Genomic DNA, 17,474 nt, shown 5'->3' with positions numbered 1-17,474 from the left:
CATAAAATTATTTTTTATAAGTTGCAAACTCGAATGAAGTTCCTGATTTTTCATCTACTTGCTGCTCGCTCGCAACTTTATGAAATTCACTCGGTATAGTTGGATAATGTGCATCACCTTGGACATCTAAGTCAACATGAGTGAGTTCAAGACGGTCTGCAATTGATAAGGTTTGCTTAAATATTTCACCACCACCAATGATGAAAAGAGCTTGCTTTTCAGTATTTTTGGCATCTTCTAAAGCTGCATTTAAAGCATCTTCAATTGAATACGCAATTTTTACACCATCAAAGTGCCAGTTAATGTCACGGGTAATTACCCAGTTCACACGGTTCGGTAGAGCACGGCCCATAGACTCAAGGGTTTTACGGCCCATGATGACCACACCACCCTGAGTGATTTCTTTAAAGTGTTTTAAATCGGCAGAGATATGCCATGGCAACGCGTTGCCTTTACCAATACAGTGATTTTTATCCATTGCCACAACGTGGACAACTTCTACATTTTGCCATGCCATAATCTTATTCTCTAAACCGTAATCAAATGAAATTTAAGCCGTTGTTATACTGCAACTGGTGCTTTAATTGCTGGATGTGACTCATAACCTACAATCTCGATATCTTCAAATTTGAAATCGAAAAGGTCTTTAACTTCCGGATTAAGTTTTAATTGGCAAAGTGGTAATGGTTCGCGCGTTAATTGTAGTCGTGCTTGTTCAAAATGGTTGGCATAAAGATGTGTATCGCCACCAGTCCAAACAAAATCACCGACTCCTAAACCGCACACTTGAGCAATCATATGAGTGAGTAGAGCATAACTAGCAATGTTAAAAGGTACGCCCAAGAATACGTCAGCACTTCGTTGATAAAGCTGGCATGACAATTTGTTGTCTTGTACGAAAAATTGGAAGAGTGTGTGGCAAGGTGGCAATGCAACTTGTCCAGCTTCATTCGGGTTCCAACCAGAAACGATTAAACGGCGTGAATTTGGGTTAGTTTTGATTTCTTTAATTAACCATTTAATTTGGTCAAAACCATCTTGGTTATAAGTACCATCAGCATTTTTAGTTGCGCCGAAATTACGCCATTGATGGCCATAAACTGGGCCTAGTTCATGTTCTGGACGGCCAAAACGAGCCGTTTGTTCTGCTGTTGCCCATTCGTCCCAAATTGAAACTTTATTGTCTTTTAAATATTGGACATTGGTGTCGCCTTTTAAAAACCAAAGTAACTCAATCACAATAGAACGGAAGTGAACTTTTTTTGTGGTGAGTAAAGGAAAACCTTTAGAGAGATCAAAACGCATTTGATGACCAAATACAGAACGGGTTCCTGTGCCTGTACGGTCGCCTTTGTCACCGCCATTATCAAGGATATGTTGTAGTAGGTCTAAATATGCACGCATAACACTCTCGAGTTCGGATTAATTCCATCAAATAAAAGGGAGACGGTTCATGGATCAATAAACCGTGGAAGATAATAGCATGCTTTGGGAATAGTAAAAACGAACTAAACTTTATGCTTAAAAACGCTTGGCACGATTTTGATAAATTGAAACAAGAAAAAATCCAACCAGTACAAAGCCTAAAGCTTGTATCGTTACGATCCAATTGTGTTGAGGGGGCAATATCCACACCACAATAGCAACAATAATGAAAGGGTAAATCCTAAGCAGAAACTGGAAGTTAGATTTATATGAACTACGAGCTGGAATTTTTGTTTGTAAATATTGCCCGAAATGAAGCCCGAACCCTAACACGAGGCTAAGAACAGTGTAAGTCGATGATAAAGGCTGAACTTGATTGGCTGCATAAATTGCAGCACAAACGACAATGATGAAGATGAGTTTAATGTGACGCGGTGCGTTGTACCAATAAGCCAACATAAAACGGGAGCCTATTTGTTAAATAACGATTGTGGTGAAAAAATAAAAGCAGCAAGCGCCATAAATGCAATGCCTTGAATGCCCCAAATAAGTAAGTTAGGCATGGCTTTCACAAAAATAAGTGCAAACAAGAGGGCAATAGGGACCCATGTAAATAGACGGTAAAGTAAACCGGTTGGGTTACTTTGTGCAAAATGTAATTTAAAGTAACGGCAGATTAAAAAAATAACCCCAGTTCCCGTAAACATTAAAATAGTATCTAACGGTAATGGTTGATATTGATATAACCCAATACAGATTAAGAGGGTAATAATTAAGATCATTAATTTTTTAAAAGACGGGACTTGCTTGTTAAACCAGAATTCCAGCATGGTGTATCTTCTTTCTTGGGAGATAAAAACTGTAGCATAAAAAAGAGGAGTCGAAACTCCTCTGATTTAGATGTTAACTGTTCTTTTGTGGGCCCCAGTCATAAATTTTCTTTTGATAGGCATACCACATCATCCAAAGGCCAATGAGTAGCATTGGAACGGTAAGGATCTGACCTTTAGTCATCCAGCCAAATAAAATGAAACCTTGGTCGGCATCTGGTTGACGGAAGAATTCCATTACAAAACGTGCAACGCCATAACCCATCAAGAATAGTGATGAAACGGCCATACGTGGGCGAGGTTTTGAACTAAACCACCATAAGATAATGAATAGAATTAGACCTTCACAAAGCGCTTGATAAATTTGAGAAGGGTGGCGAACCAAGTGTAATGGATCGGTTGGGAAGATCATTCCAAATGGATAGTTCGGATCTGTAACCGCACGACCATATAACTCTCCACCAATAAAGTTACCGAAGCGTCCGAACATTAAGCCTGTCGGTACACAAGGAGCAATAAAGTCGAGTGTTTGGAACCATGTTTTTTGATATTTTTTACACCAGAATAGCATTGCAATCATGACGCCTAAGAAGCCGCCGTGGAAGCTCATACCACCAGTCCAGACTTGGAATAGCCAAATTGGGTTTTCAAGGAATTTATCAAACTCATAGAAAAGCACATAGCCGATACGTCCGCCGAGTACAACACCTAGAGCGCCGTAAAACACCAGATCGGAAACCATGTCCGATGTCCAGCCATCACGCTGTTTGGCACGGTAGGAAGCGAGTCCCCAAGCACATAAAAATGCCAATAAATACATGAGTCCATACCAATGGACTTGAAGAGGTCCTAGATGTATTGCGACCGGATCGATATTAGGATAGGTCAGCATTGCTGCTCCTTGATCTTACGTTTTGACAGATTGTAGCGGAATGATGTGAAAAATGTTGTACATTCAATGTGTAAACATAGGGAACAAGAATCAATGTGTATTGTGGCTTTAGCATGGCATGTTCTGGATGATATGCCCTTGTGTCTTATTTCAAACCGTGATGAGTTTTATCATCGGCCAACTGCATTGTTGCATCAATGGGAACATACACCCATCATTGCAGGGCAAGACTTACAGTCAGGTGGTACTTGGATGGGGGTTACGCCGCAGGGCCGATGGGCTGTGTTAACTAATTTCCGTGATGGACGTGATAAACAACAATACGAGACTTCTCGTGGTCATTTAGTTCAGGCTTTTTTAGAGTCTGAGTTATTACCGATTCGTTTTGCTCAGCAATTAGAACAACAGCAACAGAGCTTTGCTGGTTTTAACCTGTTTATGGGAACGGCTGATCAAGCGGTTTATATGAGTAACCGCGGAGAAGCACCTCAAGTATTAGCTAATGGCGTGTATGTGGTTTCAAATGGTTTGATGTCCGATCACTGGGAGAAAACCAGACATTTACGCACACGTTTTACGCAAGAGTTCCTACCTATGCATCAGCACAAAACAGAAGAGCTAAGCTTGCAACATGCAGCGTGGGATATTTTAGAAGATGAGCGTAAAGTCACCACAGCATTGTTGCCAAATACGGGTATTCAACCAGAAATGGAAGAGTTGCTATCATCGACTTTTATCCAAAGCCCAGTATATGGAACACGGTGTTCAAATTTTTTAAGAATGACCAATAATGAATGGATCTGGTTGGAAAAGACCCAGCAAGGTGAACATAGCGGTCAAATTGTACAGCAGCAGGTGCCTCTAAACTTTTAGAAATAAATTAACTTTAAATACAATAAAAGAAACCTGCATAAAGCAGGTTTCTTTTAAGTTGATTGAAGAGTTATTTCTTCACAACAGATGGTGCAAGAGGGTCAGCTGTAATATAACCTACCGCAGCAGCAAAACGGTCTTTGTAGTTTGCACGAACAAGAGGATCAAGCGTTGCTTTTACTTTATCGTGTAATGGAGATTCCCAGTCACCTGGGTGCTGGAAGTTACTCATAATGTAAGTCCAACCATTCACTGCATCTACCGCGTGAAGACCTGTCGATTCAGCACCAGCAGGTGTTGATAGAATACGGCTTAATTGTTTGGTGTCTACGTTATATGCCCATAAGAAGTTATTTACGTGCATACCACTGTCTTCACCAATGAAGAGCGTACGTAAGTTTTCAGAGAACTTAATGTTATCTGGGTTGGCAACTTTATCTGCGTTTGCAGTGTTACCCAAAGCGTCAGCAGTGGTGAGGTCTTCACCTACTAAAGCTGCTGGTGGTTCCATATGAGTTGATACCCATTCACTGTTAATGAGCTGGCCTTTGTTATCGACTTGGCTGCCTTTTAACGTATGAGCATAAACTGCACCAGCTTTTGGACCTTGCACTTGAATATCAGTGGTTTTATCAATCATAGAAGACTGTACATAAGACATTGCAGAGTATGCAATTTTGTCTTTAATGTTAACAGTTGTACCTTCCATCTTGGTGAAACCCATACTTGCGCCAACTAAAGCTGCGTAACGATGCGTTTCTAGGAAAGCTGCTTCACGTTCTTTACCTGATACAAGTTTGATCCAGTTATCTTTGCCGCTAAAACGGATTTTGGTATAGCTTGCATCTTTTGGATCAGATGTTTTTACATCCATCAAGTCAGAAATCTTGTATTGATCTGCCCAACTTTTTACTTCGGCACTTGTTGCATGACCAAGGTTAATCCAAGAAATATCACCGGCACCAGCACCTACGCTTGAGGTTTGCTTCCATTTAGCCACATAGAGTGTACCAGCAGACAAGTCTTTTTCTTTGTCGGCAACAAACATGAATAAGCCGCCATTGGTTGCATCGTCACCCATCAATGCAGTGCGGTTATCTGGCATAACTTGAATAAGTTCGTGTGAAATACGACCTAAACAGTAATGTTTTTTGATTGAACCCGTACCATCTGTATTTACAGTTACTTCTGGTAAATGACCGTAGTGGTAAGGGTTGCCTTTAGTACTATCACCAAATAAGTTTTTGCTAAATACTGGTAAATAGCTTCCAGCAACGTTGTTTGCATCTGGTTCATATTCTTCACTAGAAAGGTGAGTTCCCCATGGAGATAAGCTTGCACCACAAGTAATCCATAAACCGTTTACTTTAGAAGTATCGACATTGTGGTATTTAATGAGCGTTAAATGACCAGTTTTAGGGTCTTGGTCTAAAGTTAAAATCGCAATTGGAGATGGTAGTAAGCCATACATAGACGTTAAGCTTTGGTCACGAGTCGTATATTCAAATTGAACAACGTGAAATACAGGGTTACCCGTAACACCTAAAGCTTGTTTGTCTGCATCGGTAAAATCACGACCTGTTGCTTGTTTAAAGCTAATTAAAGAGCTTCCATCTGGACAGTCAGAGAAGAACTGACGTTCTTGACCAGGTTTTGATTTATCGATAATCGGCTGGTTATTAATATCAACATAACCACCCGCTAGAATTTTTCCACCTTTACCATCTGCAACAAGATCGCCAGTTGTAAAGAAAGGCTTATACGCTAATGTGTAGTCAGTTTTTGAGCCATCTTCCCAACTGATTGAAAGGGTTGAACCGACAGTTGTGGTTGCCATTGCTGCTGGGCTAGCTAAAGAAGGTGCAGCCATTGAGGTAAAGGTTGCATTTTTAAAATTTACTGTTGGCGGTGGAGTAACAACATTTGAATCATTATTGCTGTCATTACAGCCTGCTAACGTTGCTGCCGTAGCCATCGCACCTAATGGAAGAAAAGGAATCCCCGTAAACCATTTTAAAATATCGCGACGTGTTGGGTGGTTAGAAGCAGTTGTCATAATAAATCCGTAACTTTTGTGTGTATATTTGTTGAGTTGATTCTATGGATTGGAAATGACACTTTTCTTACATTTTTAAGTCACTTTGAAGACAGTTTACAGTTTGATGATTTAAACAAATGTTCAAAAATAAAAAGCCCAAATTTTAATATCTGGGCTTTTAAAGAAAAGTTGTAAATCATTCAGCAGTCTGGCTTTTTCTCTTTTCAAGAATTCTTCCAAAGAGTAAGCCTATTTCGAAAAGTAACCACATCGGAATCGCTAACATCACCATTGAAATCGCATCTGGTGGGGTAATAAACATGGCAACAAAAAAGCATCCCACAATAATAAAACGTCTCTTTTCAGCAAGACTTTGAGTATTTACTACGCCAATTAAAATCAGTAATAAGGTAGCGATAGGAATTTCAAAAGTTACACCAAACACTAAAAATAGCTTTAAACAGAAACTTAAATAACTATTAATGTCGGTCATTGGTGCTACTGTTTCAGGTGAAACGCTAATAAAGAAATGTAGTATTGCAGGCAGGGTAATGTAATAAGCAAAAGCTACCCCTGCATAAAATAGGACAATACTGCCAACCAGTAATGGAAGTGCTAAATGGCGTTCTTTTTGATAGAGTGCTGGGCGAACAAAAGACCATATTTCATAAAGAATAAATGGCATGGCTAACACAAGTGCGACAAATAAATTTAATTTAAAAGGTGCCATAAAGGTTGCTGTCACATCTGTTGCAATCATTGACGATGATGCAGGAAGTTGTAACCTTAAAGGCTCAGATAGTAATTGGTAAGTATTATTTCGAAAGGGTAGTAAACAAAAAAATAAGAATAATGTTACCCCTACAATCCTGAATAAATGGCGTCTTAAAACGACCAAATGATTCATGATTGGCATTTGGTCTAGGTTTTCTTGACTATTTACAGTGGTTGAAGGCAGTTGGTTCATACGGCAATCTTCAATTCAACAGGAGATGTTTCGGCTATATCAGTTTGAGGAACGAAAGGCGTAATTTTTGCAACATACGGTACCTTGTATTGGTCTGATATAGGAATACATTTCCGAATAGGCTTTTGTGTTGTTTTCGGTTTTTCAGTAACTTCTAAATGCTCAGAAGTCTGCTGTTTTTGTATTTCTTCAAGCTGTTGTTGTACTTTCCGTTCCAATGCTTCGATGCGATTAAGTTCCTCTTGCATTTCTTTACGGAACTCAGAAAGACGCAACTCCTGATCAATCTCATTTTGCAAATTGGTAATATATCGTTTTAGTCGAACATACCAGCGACCAGCAAAACGTGCAGCCTCTGGAAGCTTATCTGGACCTAAAACTAAAATTGCGATAATTGCAAAACAGAGTAGCTCTGTCATTCCTACATCAAGCATGGGGGAAACCTTTAGCTTTTCACTGAAGTGCTTTCAGATGTTTTAACTTGTGCATCGATCGTACGAGGAGTATTTAAAGATGTAGCATCATCCTCTTCACGAACTGATTTTTTGAAGTCTTTTACTGCACCGCCTACATCTTTACCGATATTTTTTAATTTAGATGTACCGAACAATAAAATAACGACAATTGCGAAAATAACCACATGCCAAATAGATAAACCGGCCATAATTTTATACCTCTTTTTAGTTCGCTTTATCTCAACAGGTTGCTATGACAAGAATGTGACACTTATATTTCATTTTTAAGACAGTATCTAAAGTAAATTAGACAAGATAAGATTTTTAAAAGTATTTCTTACAAAGTTATTTGCTGTTCAGTTCGTTTAATTTCAAGGAAAATTTAGGTGAAATCGGTCATACATTTCAAAATTAAAAGGTGTAGCATAACAAACTGTTTTTGATGTGTAAGTGGGGGAGAGCGTGGCATTACTATTGCCAATATTGGCATTTATCACTGGACTATTACTTGCCCAAACTTCTATCTCTGAAACTATCAAACCTATTCTTTCAGCTTGGCTTGCGCGCCTCCTTATTCCGATTGTGATTATTTACAACATCGTATTTTATCAATCTGGAAGCTTGAGTTTAATGCTCTTTAGCTTTGGGTCGGCTTTTATTGTTTTTTTTACTTATTTAGCGTTATTTAAAGATCGCCTATTGGCACTTTGCGTAAGTTATACCAATATGAGTTGGCTAGGTTTTCCTTTTGCCATGGCTTTATTTGGCCCTAAAGCAACTGCTCCAATGGTTGCTTTATATATTGGTGTATCAATTTTTGGTAATTCGTGGGCGGTAAATGCTGTAACGACTACACCACAAAGTAAACTCAGCATCTTAAAAAAAGTTCTGTCATCTCCACCATGTGTTTCAATATTTTGTGCGCTTGTATTTAGACTATTAGGTGCTCAGCATATTGAACATCCAGCTATACATTGGGTGTATGAGGTTGCCAAATTCGTAATGACTTTTGCCGGTATGTGTGTGCTTGGAATGTGGCTACGTCGTACTAGAGTTTATACAAAGGATTTAATTTACAGTATAAAAGCTCAAATTTTTAAAATTACTTGTGGAGCCATTTTGTGTGGGGTAGCGTATAGATTTTTACCTATTCCCAATGTAAATCAGTATATTGGTGTGATGTTTTTAATGTTCTGCCTGCCGCCAGCAGCCAATATTGTAGCGCTTGAAACACATTATCAAGGAACGGGGAGATCTGCGGCTTATATCGCCTCAGGGACGATTGTGAGTTGTGTGTGTATTGCGATTTATGCAGTGTTTTTACATCTTTATTTCTAAGTAAGATGATTAGATCAGACTGCCTTTTAATAATGGTTATATGCTTATTTTGTGTATATAGGCAATATTTACTTTTGTTTCGTCAAAAGTAACAAAACCATTTGTCGAACTGACGACACATCCTTGATGTCGCCTAGCACGATAGCAAATGGCTTTAACGTTAGAATAAATAAATGCTATATAAAGTTTTACTTCTGCAAACTTTCTCTAAATAACTGCATCGCTTGTCCACGATGACTAATCTTATTCTTATCTTCTTTAGACAACTCAGCGCTAGAAACTTGTAGTTCAGGTAACCAGAACAATGGGTCATAACCAAAACCATTTTCACCACGTGCAGCTTCTAAAATTTCGCCGTGCCAGATACCTTGGAAAATTTGTGGTAATGGATCTTCCGCATGCGTTACTAGAGCAAGTACACACACAAACATGCCTTCAATCACTTCACCATTTTTACGGTATGGTAAAAGATCATTTAATAATTTGGCATTGTTCGCTGCATCGTCACCGTGTTCTCCAGCATAGCGTGCAGAGTAAATACCAGGTGCACCACCTAAAACTGGAACACAAATACCAGAGTCATCAGCCATAGCAGGTTTGCCTGAAATTTTAGAGGCATGACGTGCTTTAATAATCGCATTTTCAATAAAGCTTAAGCCGTCTTCAATGGCATCAGGAATATTAAGGCGACCTTGAGGAATAATTTCTACAGGTAACTTAAGTTGTTCAAAAAGTTTTTCAAACTCTGCGACCTTACCTTTGTTATTGCTGGCAAGAACTAAACTGCCCTGATCAAACCAATGTGGGGTAGACATAATAAAACCAAACTTTATAGCTAATATCGAACATGAGTTATGTTACGTGTTTTTTAAGAGGGGATATAGAGGAAAATAAATAGAATATAAAAACTAAAACCACCTTGTACAGCATACAAGGTGGTTTTAGTCGAGTAAGGTTTTTTACGGATGAACCTTTATTATTGTGCTTGGATCCATTTGTCAGCGCGGTCACGTGCTGTACGAATTTGTTCTTGTGTTAAGTTAGCTGCAAGCGCAGTTTTCTTGCCTTCAGATAAACTAATTACTTTATTGTCTAGCATGCCATCACGAGTTGAAAGCTCATACCACTGGTAAGCACCAACGTAGTTTTTCTTTTGCTCTTCCATCATCGCAAGATTATAGCTTGCACGGTTATCACCGTTGCTTGCTGCTTTTTCGAAGTATTTACGAGCCATAGACTCATCTTTCTTAACGCCAATACCATCGGCGTACATACGACCTACATTTAACTGTGCTGGTGATAAACCTTGGTCAGCAGCAGCTTTAAACCATGCGAAAGCTTGCTTCTCATCTTTTTCTACATCTTTACCATATTGGTAGTGTGTACCTAGGTAAAACTGTGCGCCTGCTTGACCAGATTTTGCAGCTTTCTGAAGGTCACTTACCCCCATTGTTGAAAAGCGTGCAGCCTGACTCGCAACCGATTGTGGCTGGGCGATATAATCTGCATGAGCCTGCATACTTAGCAGTCCTGCAAATAGTGTGCTAAATAATGTCTTTTTCATAGTGCACTCACTCGATAAATAGCGACTTCACCAAACAAATTCGGAACATGTTTGCTTAACAGGCTTCCCTGCTGGTTTCCATTGACGGCGAGTCGATTAATAATTTGTATCTGATTTTCAGCACAGAGTGCTTCAAAATCTTTAAATGTACATAAATGAATGTTCGGGGTGTTATACCACATATATGGTAAAGCATCCGACACAGGCATCATTCCTTTTAATGCAAGAAAAGAGCGAGTCTTCCAATGCGCGAAGTTTGGAAAAGTAATAATTGCCTGTTTACCCACACGCACCATGTCTCTTAATAAAACATCGGGTGCATCTACGGCTTGCAAAGCTTGTGCCATTACCACATAGTCAAAAGACTGGTCAGCAAAGCGGCTTAAACCGAGATTCAAATCTTGTTGAATAATATTTAACCCGCGACTGACGGCAATTGCAATCTTTTCTTGATCAATTTCTAAACCATAAGCACGAATTTGATGTTTTTGGCTCATATGAGCGAGTAATTCACCGTCACCACACCCTAAATCGAGAACGCTTGAGCCGGGTTTAATCCACTTTTCTGCCAGTTGTTGATCAATACGCATTAGCTTGCCTCCAGTGATGTCGATTTTAAATGTTCTTCACCGCCTAGGAAAGCGCGCATGGTTTTGACATACAGTGGAATCGGAAATAAGAATGAATCATGACCTTGTTCAGCATCAATATCGAGGTAACTGACCGGCTTATGATTGGTAATAAGTGCGTCTACTATTTCTTGAGAGCGGCTTGGTGCAAAACGCCAGTCAGTTGTGAATGAAACGATGAGGAACTGACATTTGGTTTTACCCATTGCTTCTGTAAGTGAATGACCGTATTCGCGTGAAGGATCGAAATAATCCAAAGCTTTGGTCATAATGAGGTAAGTATTGGCATCAAAGTTACGGCTGAACTGTTCACCTTGATAACGCAGATAGCTTTCAACCTGAAACTCGACATCAAAACCGTACATAAATTTGCCTGATTTTAAATCACGGCCAAATTTTTGTTTCATCGCTTCTTCAGAAAGATAGGTGATATGGCCGACCATACGAGCCAGAATTAGTCCGCGTTTCGGATAGCTATCATTTTCTAAGTAACGACCATGATGGAAGTCTGGATCAGACAAGATCGACTGACGTGCTACTTCGTTAAATGCAATATTTTGTGCTGAAAGTTTTGGTGCGCTGGCAATAATCACACATTTTTGCAGGCGGTCAGGGTAGTCTACAGACCATTGTAGTGCTTGCATGCCCCCTAATGATCCACCAACAACTGCATACCAGACATCTACACCCAAACGGTCGGAAAGCATGGCCTGAGTCTTAACCCAGTCGCGTACCGTTACTAATGGAAAATCTGGTCCATAAGGGCGATTGTCATTTTCAGGGTTTGGTGAAGTTGGGCCAGTTGAGCCACTACAACCACCAATATTATTGAGCGAAACTACAAAGAACTTATTCGTATCAATTGCTTTACCCGGGCCAATACAGCTATCCCACCATCCAGCTTTTTTATCATCTTCGTGGTGATAACCCGCTGCATGATGATGTCCGGAAAGGGCGTGACAGATTAAAATGGCATTTGATTTATCTGCATTTAAAGTGCCGTAAGTTTCAACCATTAATTCAAAACGTGGCAAAACACGCCCACATTCAAGATGTAATGGTTCTTCAAATTGGAACTTTTGCGGAGTGACTAACCCCACTGAATCAGCTGGAAAAGACACGGGAACATTTCGCCTTTTAAATCTTTCAGGAATAAAAAGAAAGGATACCAAGCTAGGTATCCTTTCAAAAGAGTTTTTTTAAATTAAACAGCGGCGGCAACAACCTGATCTGTACTTAGAACACCTTGATCAATCAAACGGTTGGTACATGCAATAATAGCTTCAATTGATGAGGTAACTGTGTTGTCATGAACACCTGCACCAAACGAGCCTCTACCAGTACCTTTCACTTGAAGTTCAATTAAGGTTAATGCTTTGGCATTTGCACCTGAACTAATACTACGTTCTTCATAGTTCAATACGTCAATTGGTAATTGAAGTGCATTTAAGAATGCAGAGATAGGACCATTACCTTCGCCACGAAGTTGTTGTGTTTCACCCTCGACATCAACATCAAGTTCGATAATTTGAGTACCGTTAATGTCTGATAACTTGTAGTGTTTGACTGTGTAATGTTGGTTTTTCACATCAACATATGTGTCTTTAAATAATGTCCAGATTTCTTTGGCATTAATTTCTGTACCATTTTCATCAGCGTATTGTTGAACAACTTGGCTGAATTCGATTTGTAAACGACGTGGCAACACAACGTTGTAGTTTGATTCCAATAAGTAAGCGATACCGCCTTTACCAGACTGACTGTTTACACGAATAACTGCGTCATAGTCGCGGCCCAAGTCTTTCGGGTCGATTGGCAAGTAAGGCATATCCCAGATTTCTTCGTTTTTCTGGTACTCGAAGCCTTTTTTGATTGCATCCTGATGTGAACCAGAGAATGCAGTAAATACCAAGTCACCTGCATATGGATGACGAGGGTGTACAGGTAAGCCAGTACATTCTTCAACTGTTGCAATGACTTCATTAATGTTAGAGAAATCTAACTCTGGCGCTACACCTTGGGTATACATGTTCAATGCAATGGCTGCAACGTCAACGTTACCAGTACGTTCGCCGTTACCAAACACACAACCTTCGACACGGTCAGCACCCGCCATAATGGCAAGTTCCGATGCTGCAATACCACAGCCGCGGTCATTGTGACAGTGAACAGAAATGATCACGCCATCACGACGTGCCAAATTGCGATGCATCCATTCAATTTGGTCTGCATAAACATTTGGAGTTGAAACTTCGACAGTCGCAGGTAAGTTTAAAATCACTTTATGTTCTGGACGAGCATCCCAGATTTCTGTCACAGCATCACAAACATCTTTAGCAACTTCTAATTCGGTTGCAGAGAAACATTCTGGACTGTATTGGAAAATCCAGTCAGTTTGAGGATATTGCGCTGCATACTCTTTCACTTTTTGAGCTGCATTAATTGCTAATTGTTTTGCACCATTTACATCTACATTCAATACTTTCTGACGGAAAGTTGGAGAGTTCGAGTTATAAATATGTACGATTGCGCGTTTAGCACCTACTAAAGATTCAAAAGTGCGTTCAATTAAATGATCACGTGCTTGAACCAAAACTTCAATGTATACGTCATCAGGAATATGATTTTCTTCGATCAACATACGAGTAAAATCGAAGTCAATTTGAGATGCAGAAGGGAAGCCAATTTCAATATGCTTAAAACCGATTTTTACAAGCATTTTGAACATTTTGAATTTTTGTTCCATGTTCATTGGTTCAAAAATTGCTTGGTTACCGTCACGTAAGTCCGTGCTCATCCAAATCGGTGCTTTTGTAATTTCATTATTTGGCCATTGGCGGTCTGGTAAATCGACTCGCTGGTACATACGGCGGTATTTTTTGCTTGGGTCAGCCAACATCATGAGAAAACTCCTTATCTCGTAGCGCGGTTGCTCTAGGTATCGTGTGAAAGGCAACGTTCTACAGTTATATATGGTATCTAATACAGAAAAATTAAAGCGAATTTGAAAAGGTCTGCTCTAAAATGCAGACAAAAATTTATACGCGCGCGAGGCGCAGCATCAGGAGTTCGAGATGATGTCTTGCTTGGATAGGCGGGGCAAACAAGTAATTCGTTTTCATCTATAGACCATGAAATAGTAAGTTTAGTGGTTTGCGAATATGCTCTTTGTCTAGATATACCACATCTGAACAATGATTACACGTTGTGCAAAAGTCTTATACTCATTTTAATTTCAGTGTTCAGAAAATAATTTTCTAATTTTGCGTTGTTTGATTTTTTATGGAAAATAATTTTCACTATTTTGCCTTATTGAGATAAAAATAATTGATTAGACTAAATAAGGCAAAAATAAATAGAGTTACAGTTCTGACCACATACGGATGAGATTGTGATAAATATTAGTCAGTTTCATCACTTCAGAATAACTATCGCCATGTGATTTACGTAGTTCACGTATGCTTTCATCTAAGTTAAATAAAAGATGGCGTTTACTATCATCGCGAACCAAACTTTGCACCCAGAAAAAAGAGGCAAAGCGAGTACCTGATGTAATACTACTGACTTCATGCAGGCTAGTAGACGGGTAGAGTACGACGTCGCCCGCTGGTAATTTAACTTCGTGATAGCCATAAGTATCTTCAATGACCAGATCACCGCCTTCATATTCATCAGGTTCGCTTAGAAATAAGGTACAAGATAAATCGGTACGTAGTTGTTCTGAAGTCCCACGTATAAGACGAATGGAGTTATCTACATGGAAACCAAAACTTTCATACTCGTCATAACGGTTAAACAGTGGTGGAATAATTTTGTGGGGAAGGGCTGCTGCTTGAAACACAGGATTTTGCCAAATTGCTTTAATGACAATATCACTTAAGTGATGTGTAAGCGGGTCTTGTTCAGAGAGTTGTTGATTTCTTTTAACAGAGGCAGACAAAGTGCCGGCAGTTACTTTACCACCTACCCAATTTGCCTCTTTCATGAGCTTGCGAAACTCTGCAACTTGCTCTTTGCTTAAAACATTGGGGATATGATGAATCACAGCAAACACCTTTTAAGTAGATACTTTATTTATAAAGATAGCCTCGTTACGAGGCTATCTTTATATCTGCTTTAATTAATACCATAAATAAATTATGGAATTAAGCTTTAGTATTTAAAGTTAATGGCTAAAACGGCGTTACGACCATTGCCTTCAAATGCATAGTGAGCTGGGTGAGCACTTGTAAAATAGCGTTTATCAGAAATGTTATTGATATTAAGCTGTAAGTTTACGTTCTTGTTGACATCGTATTTAGCCATAGCATTGTAAATGGTATATGTTGGCAAATATTTGTCTTCAAGCATTGTTGTGCCAGTATTTGTATTGGTAAATACTTTATCACGGTATTCGGCACCAGCACCTAGAGTTAACTTAGGTAGTACTCGATAAGTAGACCACAATGTCGCACTATTTTTAGCGACGAATGGGAGAGGTTTACCTTCTTGTGCAACCGCGTTATAAGCCGCTTTTGTCAGTTCACTATCTAAATAGCTATAACCCGCAGAAACTTCCCATTTGTCAGTTACTTTACCGTTGAACCCGACTTCGAAGCCATCAACTTTACTTTCACCAGCATTGGTTGTGGTATTGGCATCAATAGCGATACGAGTATTTTGTTTCTCGGTACGGAAAATAGCAGCCGTTAAGTTTGCACGATTATTGAAGAGATCCCATTTAGTACCAACTTCGAAAGTACGTGCTTTTTCTGGAGATAAATCATTTGCTTGTTGAGAAGAAGTGGATAAGGCATCTGCACCATCGCCTTGGTCTACCCCAACTGGGTTTGCAGAAGTTGCGAAACTTGCATAGATACTACCATTTTCAGTTGGTTTGTAGACTAAGCCAGCTTGATAAGAGAAATAGTCACTATCATTTTCGAATTTCTGACCAGCTGCAATACTGATGTCATTTGAGTAATTACCGTTAGTTCCTCCCACAGTTTTATAAATATTTTTATTATATTTACGCTCAGTTTCGAATTTATCCCAACGTACGCCCAAATTTAAAAGCCATTGCGGATTAAACTCGATACTATCCAATGCATAAAGAGAAACAGTACGGCTGCGAGTTGTATACTGATTTTTAATAGTACCTAAAGTATCAGTAAATGCTCCATTCATTGGATTGTCTACTGAAGTACACCAGCCATTTGAAAGCGCACTGCTTACAGGACAACTGGTGTTATGTACTGTTGATGTGGTGCCAGAGGCATCAGTAAACGTATAAACACCTTGATTTGATTGTTGGTAGCTCCACTCGGCACCTGTATTAAAAGAGTGTTTAAGCGCACCTGTATTGAATTTACCTTTTAATGCAAGCTGATCGCTATAACCATCTGTGTCTACAATACGACTTAAAGCACGACGCGAAATAGTACCATTTTTCGTTACATTGCCTTTTGAATCATCGGCATTGGTATAGATGTAATCTGATTTAGATTTTGTATAAGACATCGTATTTGATAATGTTAAATCATCAGTAAGATCTTGTTCTAATTTAAACGTGCCGATATGGTTTTCACGTTTATCAAAATCACGAGCTTTCCAACCGTAGTATGTGCCTTGTTTTACATCAATTGGTTTCCCGCCAACAGGAAGGAAGGGAATACCTGCATCTGGTTCATCATTACTACGTAAATAGTAGTAACTCAGTGTTCCACGAGTTGCTGTATCTAGGCCAAATGCAAGACTTGAAGCAATACCAGCGCGAGCATATTCCGCACCGTTATTTGAACCAGCTTTTTCGTTTTCATGGCCCATAACAACAACACGACCAGCAACGCCATTACCAAAGTCTTTGTTTGCATCAAGCTGGATATGGCGATAGTTGTCGGTGCCACCTTGAACACTACCTTGGTAAACATCACCTTCATGGGCGACTTTAGGGATTAGGTTAATACTACCCCCAACACTACCACCGCCGCCAAGCGCAGAAGAAGAACCTTTAATGACTTCAACTTGCTCAATAGCGAACATGTCGCGATTTTGAGAAGTTGAATTACGAACACCATCGACATAAACAGAGGATTGAGCGCTATAGCCACGAATATATGGCATATCGGTAAATGGAGTACCGCCTTCACCTGCACCTAATGTAATACCTGGTTCATAGCGTAAAGCTTCGAGTAGGGTGTTAGAGTTTGAATCTTTAATTAATTTTTGAGAAAGAATAGAAACGGATTTTGGAGTATCTAAAAGGGGAGCAACTAATTTTGAATTTGCCGACTCATCTACTTTTAAAGATTCTTCGTGAGTTGCTTGAGTATGAATAGTTGGTAGTTGAGAAATAGTTTCTTGCGCCATTGCAGTTGTTGCAATCATAGAAAGGGATGATGCGATTGCAGATGAAACAATTTTTTTACGTGTTCTAATCAATGACATGACTTTCAGGACTTAAATACAAAACGTTATGCGAATA

Annotated in this window: 18 protein-coding genes; 2 read left to right on the top strand and 16 right to left on the bottom strand. The window is 39.4% G+C overall.

All coding sequences use genetic code 11. The features are described 5' to 3' along the window. Window positions 1–7: 7 nt before the first annotated feature. From F985_RS05935 to lgt, 5 genes are all read right to left on the bottom strand, one after another. The gene (locus F985_RS05935) at window positions 8–517 is read right to left on the bottom strand and encodes a dihydrofolate reductase (protein WP_004698840.1); all 510 of its coding nucleotides are present in this window, start codon (window positions 515–517) and stop codon (window positions 8–10) included. Window positions 518–561: 44 nt separating this feature from the next. After that, the gene (thyA, locus tag F985_RS05930; protein ID WP_004698837.1) at window positions 562–1,404 is read right to left on the bottom strand and encodes a thymidylate synthase; all 843 of its coding nucleotides are present in this window, start codon (window positions 1,402–1,404) and stop codon (window positions 562–564) included. Between the two features lie 117 nt (window positions 1,405–1,521). Next, a complete protein-coding gene (locus F985_RS05925) occupies window positions 1,522–1,884 on the bottom strand; it encodes a hypothetical protein (RefSeq protein ID WP_004698836.1) in 363 nt (120 codons plus the stop codon). An 11-nt stretch (window positions 1,885–1,895) separates the two neighbouring features. Then, entirely contained in the window at window positions 1,896–2,255 is a 360-nt protein-coding gene (locus tag F985_RS05920) for a hypothetical protein (protein WP_004698833.1), read from the bottom strand. 73 nt (window positions 2,256–2,328) lie between these two features. Then, window positions 2,329–3,147 (bottom strand): prolipoprotein diacylglyceryl transferase, encoded by an 819-nt coding sequence (gene lgt / locus F985_RS05915; protein ID WP_004698831.1) that lies wholly within the window; start codon window positions 3,145–3,147, stop codon window positions 2,329–2,331. A gap of 93 nt (window positions 3,148–3,240) precedes the next feature. Between lgt and F985_RS05910 the strand changes: the two genes are divergently transcribed. Then, window positions 3,241–4,020, top strand: coding sequence for an NRDE family protein (locus tag F985_RS05910; protein WP_004698828.1), 780 nt, complete (start codon window positions 3,241–3,243; stop codon window positions 4,018–4,020). A 70-nt stretch (window positions 4,021–4,090) separates the two neighbouring features. Here the strand turns inward: F985_RS05910 and F985_RS05905 are convergent, their stop codons facing one another. The 4 genes from F985_RS05905 to F985_RS05890 all read right to left on the bottom strand — a co-directional run bounded on the left by F985_RS05905 (window position 4,091) and on the right by F985_RS05890 (window position 7,689). After that, complete coding sequence (locus F985_RS05905; RefSeq protein WP_004698827.1) at window positions 4,091–6,076, bottom strand: PhoX family protein; 1,986 nt, start codon at window positions 6,074–6,076, stop codon at window positions 4,091–4,093. Between the two features lie 178 nt (window positions 6,077–6,254). Next, window positions 6,255–7,025: a twin-arginine translocase subunit TatC gene (gene tatC / locus F985_RS05900; protein ID WP_004698824.1), complete on the bottom strand. Its 771-nt coding sequence runs from the start codon at window positions 7,023–7,025 to the stop codon at window positions 6,255–6,257. Continuing rightward, on the bottom strand, window positions 7,022–7,459 hold the full coding sequence (gene tatB / locus F985_RS05895) for a Sec-independent protein translocase protein TatB (protein WP_004698822.1): 438 nt from the start codon (window positions 7,457–7,459) through the stop codon (window positions 7,022–7,024). The genes tatC and tatB overlap by 4 nt, the downstream gene beginning before the upstream one ends. Before the next feature lie 11 nt (window positions 7,460–7,470). Beyond that, the gene (locus F985_RS05890; RefSeq protein WP_004698818.1) at window positions 7,471–7,689 is read right to left on the bottom strand and encodes a Sec-independent protein translocase subunit TatA; all 219 of its coding nucleotides are present in this window, start codon (window positions 7,687–7,689) and stop codon (window positions 7,471–7,473) included. Between the two features lie 253 nt (window positions 7,690–7,942). On the opposite strand from F985_RS05890, the gene F985_RS05885 reads away from it, so the two are divergent. Continuing rightward, window positions 7,943–8,818, top strand: coding sequence for an AEC family transporter (locus F985_RS05885; protein WP_025469060.1), 876 nt, complete (start codon window positions 7,943–7,945; stop codon window positions 8,816–8,818). Window positions 8,819–9,006: 188 nt separating this feature from the next. Here the strand turns inward: F985_RS05885 and rdgB are convergent, their stop codons facing one another. The 7 genes from rdgB to F985_RS05850 all read right to left on the bottom strand — a co-directional run bounded on the left by rdgB (window position 9,007) and on the right by F985_RS05850 (window position 17,437). Further along, entirely contained in the window at window positions 9,007–9,633 is a 627-nt protein-coding gene (gene rdgB, locus F985_RS05880) for an RdgB/HAM1 family non-canonical purine NTP pyrophosphatase (protein ID WP_004698813.1), read from the bottom strand. A gap of 161 nt (window positions 9,634–9,794) precedes the next feature. Then, the gene (locus F985_RS05875) at window positions 9,795–10,382 is read right to left on the bottom strand and encodes a tetratricopeptide repeat protein (RefSeq protein WP_019458061.1); all 588 of its coding nucleotides are present in this window, start codon (window positions 10,380–10,382) and stop codon (window positions 9,795–9,797) included. Next, entirely contained in the window at window positions 10,379–10,972 is a 594-nt protein-coding gene (gene metW, locus F985_RS05870) for a methionine biosynthesis protein MetW (RefSeq protein ID WP_001217230.1), read from the bottom strand. Before metW ends, F985_RS05875 begins: the two co-directional genes overlap by 4 nt. Next, window positions 10,972–12,132 carry a homoserine O-succinyltransferase MetX gene (gene metX / locus F985_RS05865; protein WP_025469059.1) on the bottom strand — a complete coding sequence of 387 codons (1,161 nt, stop codon included), beginning with the start codon at window positions 12,130–12,132 and terminating at the stop codon, window positions 10,972–10,974. Before metX ends, metW begins: the two co-directional genes overlap by 1 nt. Before the next feature lie 83 nt (window positions 12,133–12,215). Continuing rightward, window positions 12,216–13,913 carry a 2-isopropylmalate synthase gene (gene leuA / locus F985_RS05860; protein WP_004698805.1) on the bottom strand — a complete coding sequence of 566 codons (1,698 nt, stop codon included), beginning with the start codon at window positions 13,911–13,913 and terminating at the stop codon, window positions 12,216–12,218. Between the two features lie 459 nt (window positions 13,914–14,372). Next, window positions 14,373–15,056 (bottom strand): Fe2+-dependent dioxygenase, encoded by a 684-nt coding sequence (locus F985_RS05855; protein WP_004698804.1) that lies wholly within the window; start codon window positions 15,054–15,056, stop codon window positions 14,373–14,375. Between the two features lie 107 nt (window positions 15,057–15,163). Further along, complete coding sequence (locus tag F985_RS05850; protein WP_004698801.1) at window positions 15,164–17,437, bottom strand: TonB-dependent receptor; 2,274 nt, start codon at window positions 17,435–17,437, stop codon at window positions 15,164–15,166. Between the last annotated feature and the right edge of the window lie 37 nt (window positions 17,438–17,474).

This window comes from Acinetobacter seifertii (assembly GCF_000368065.1).
Lineage (GTDB): Bacteria > Pseudomonadota > Gammaproteobacteria > Pseudomonadales > Moraxellaceae > Acinetobacter > Acinetobacter seifertii.
This window is presented reverse-complemented; position numbering and strand designations above follow the sequence as displayed.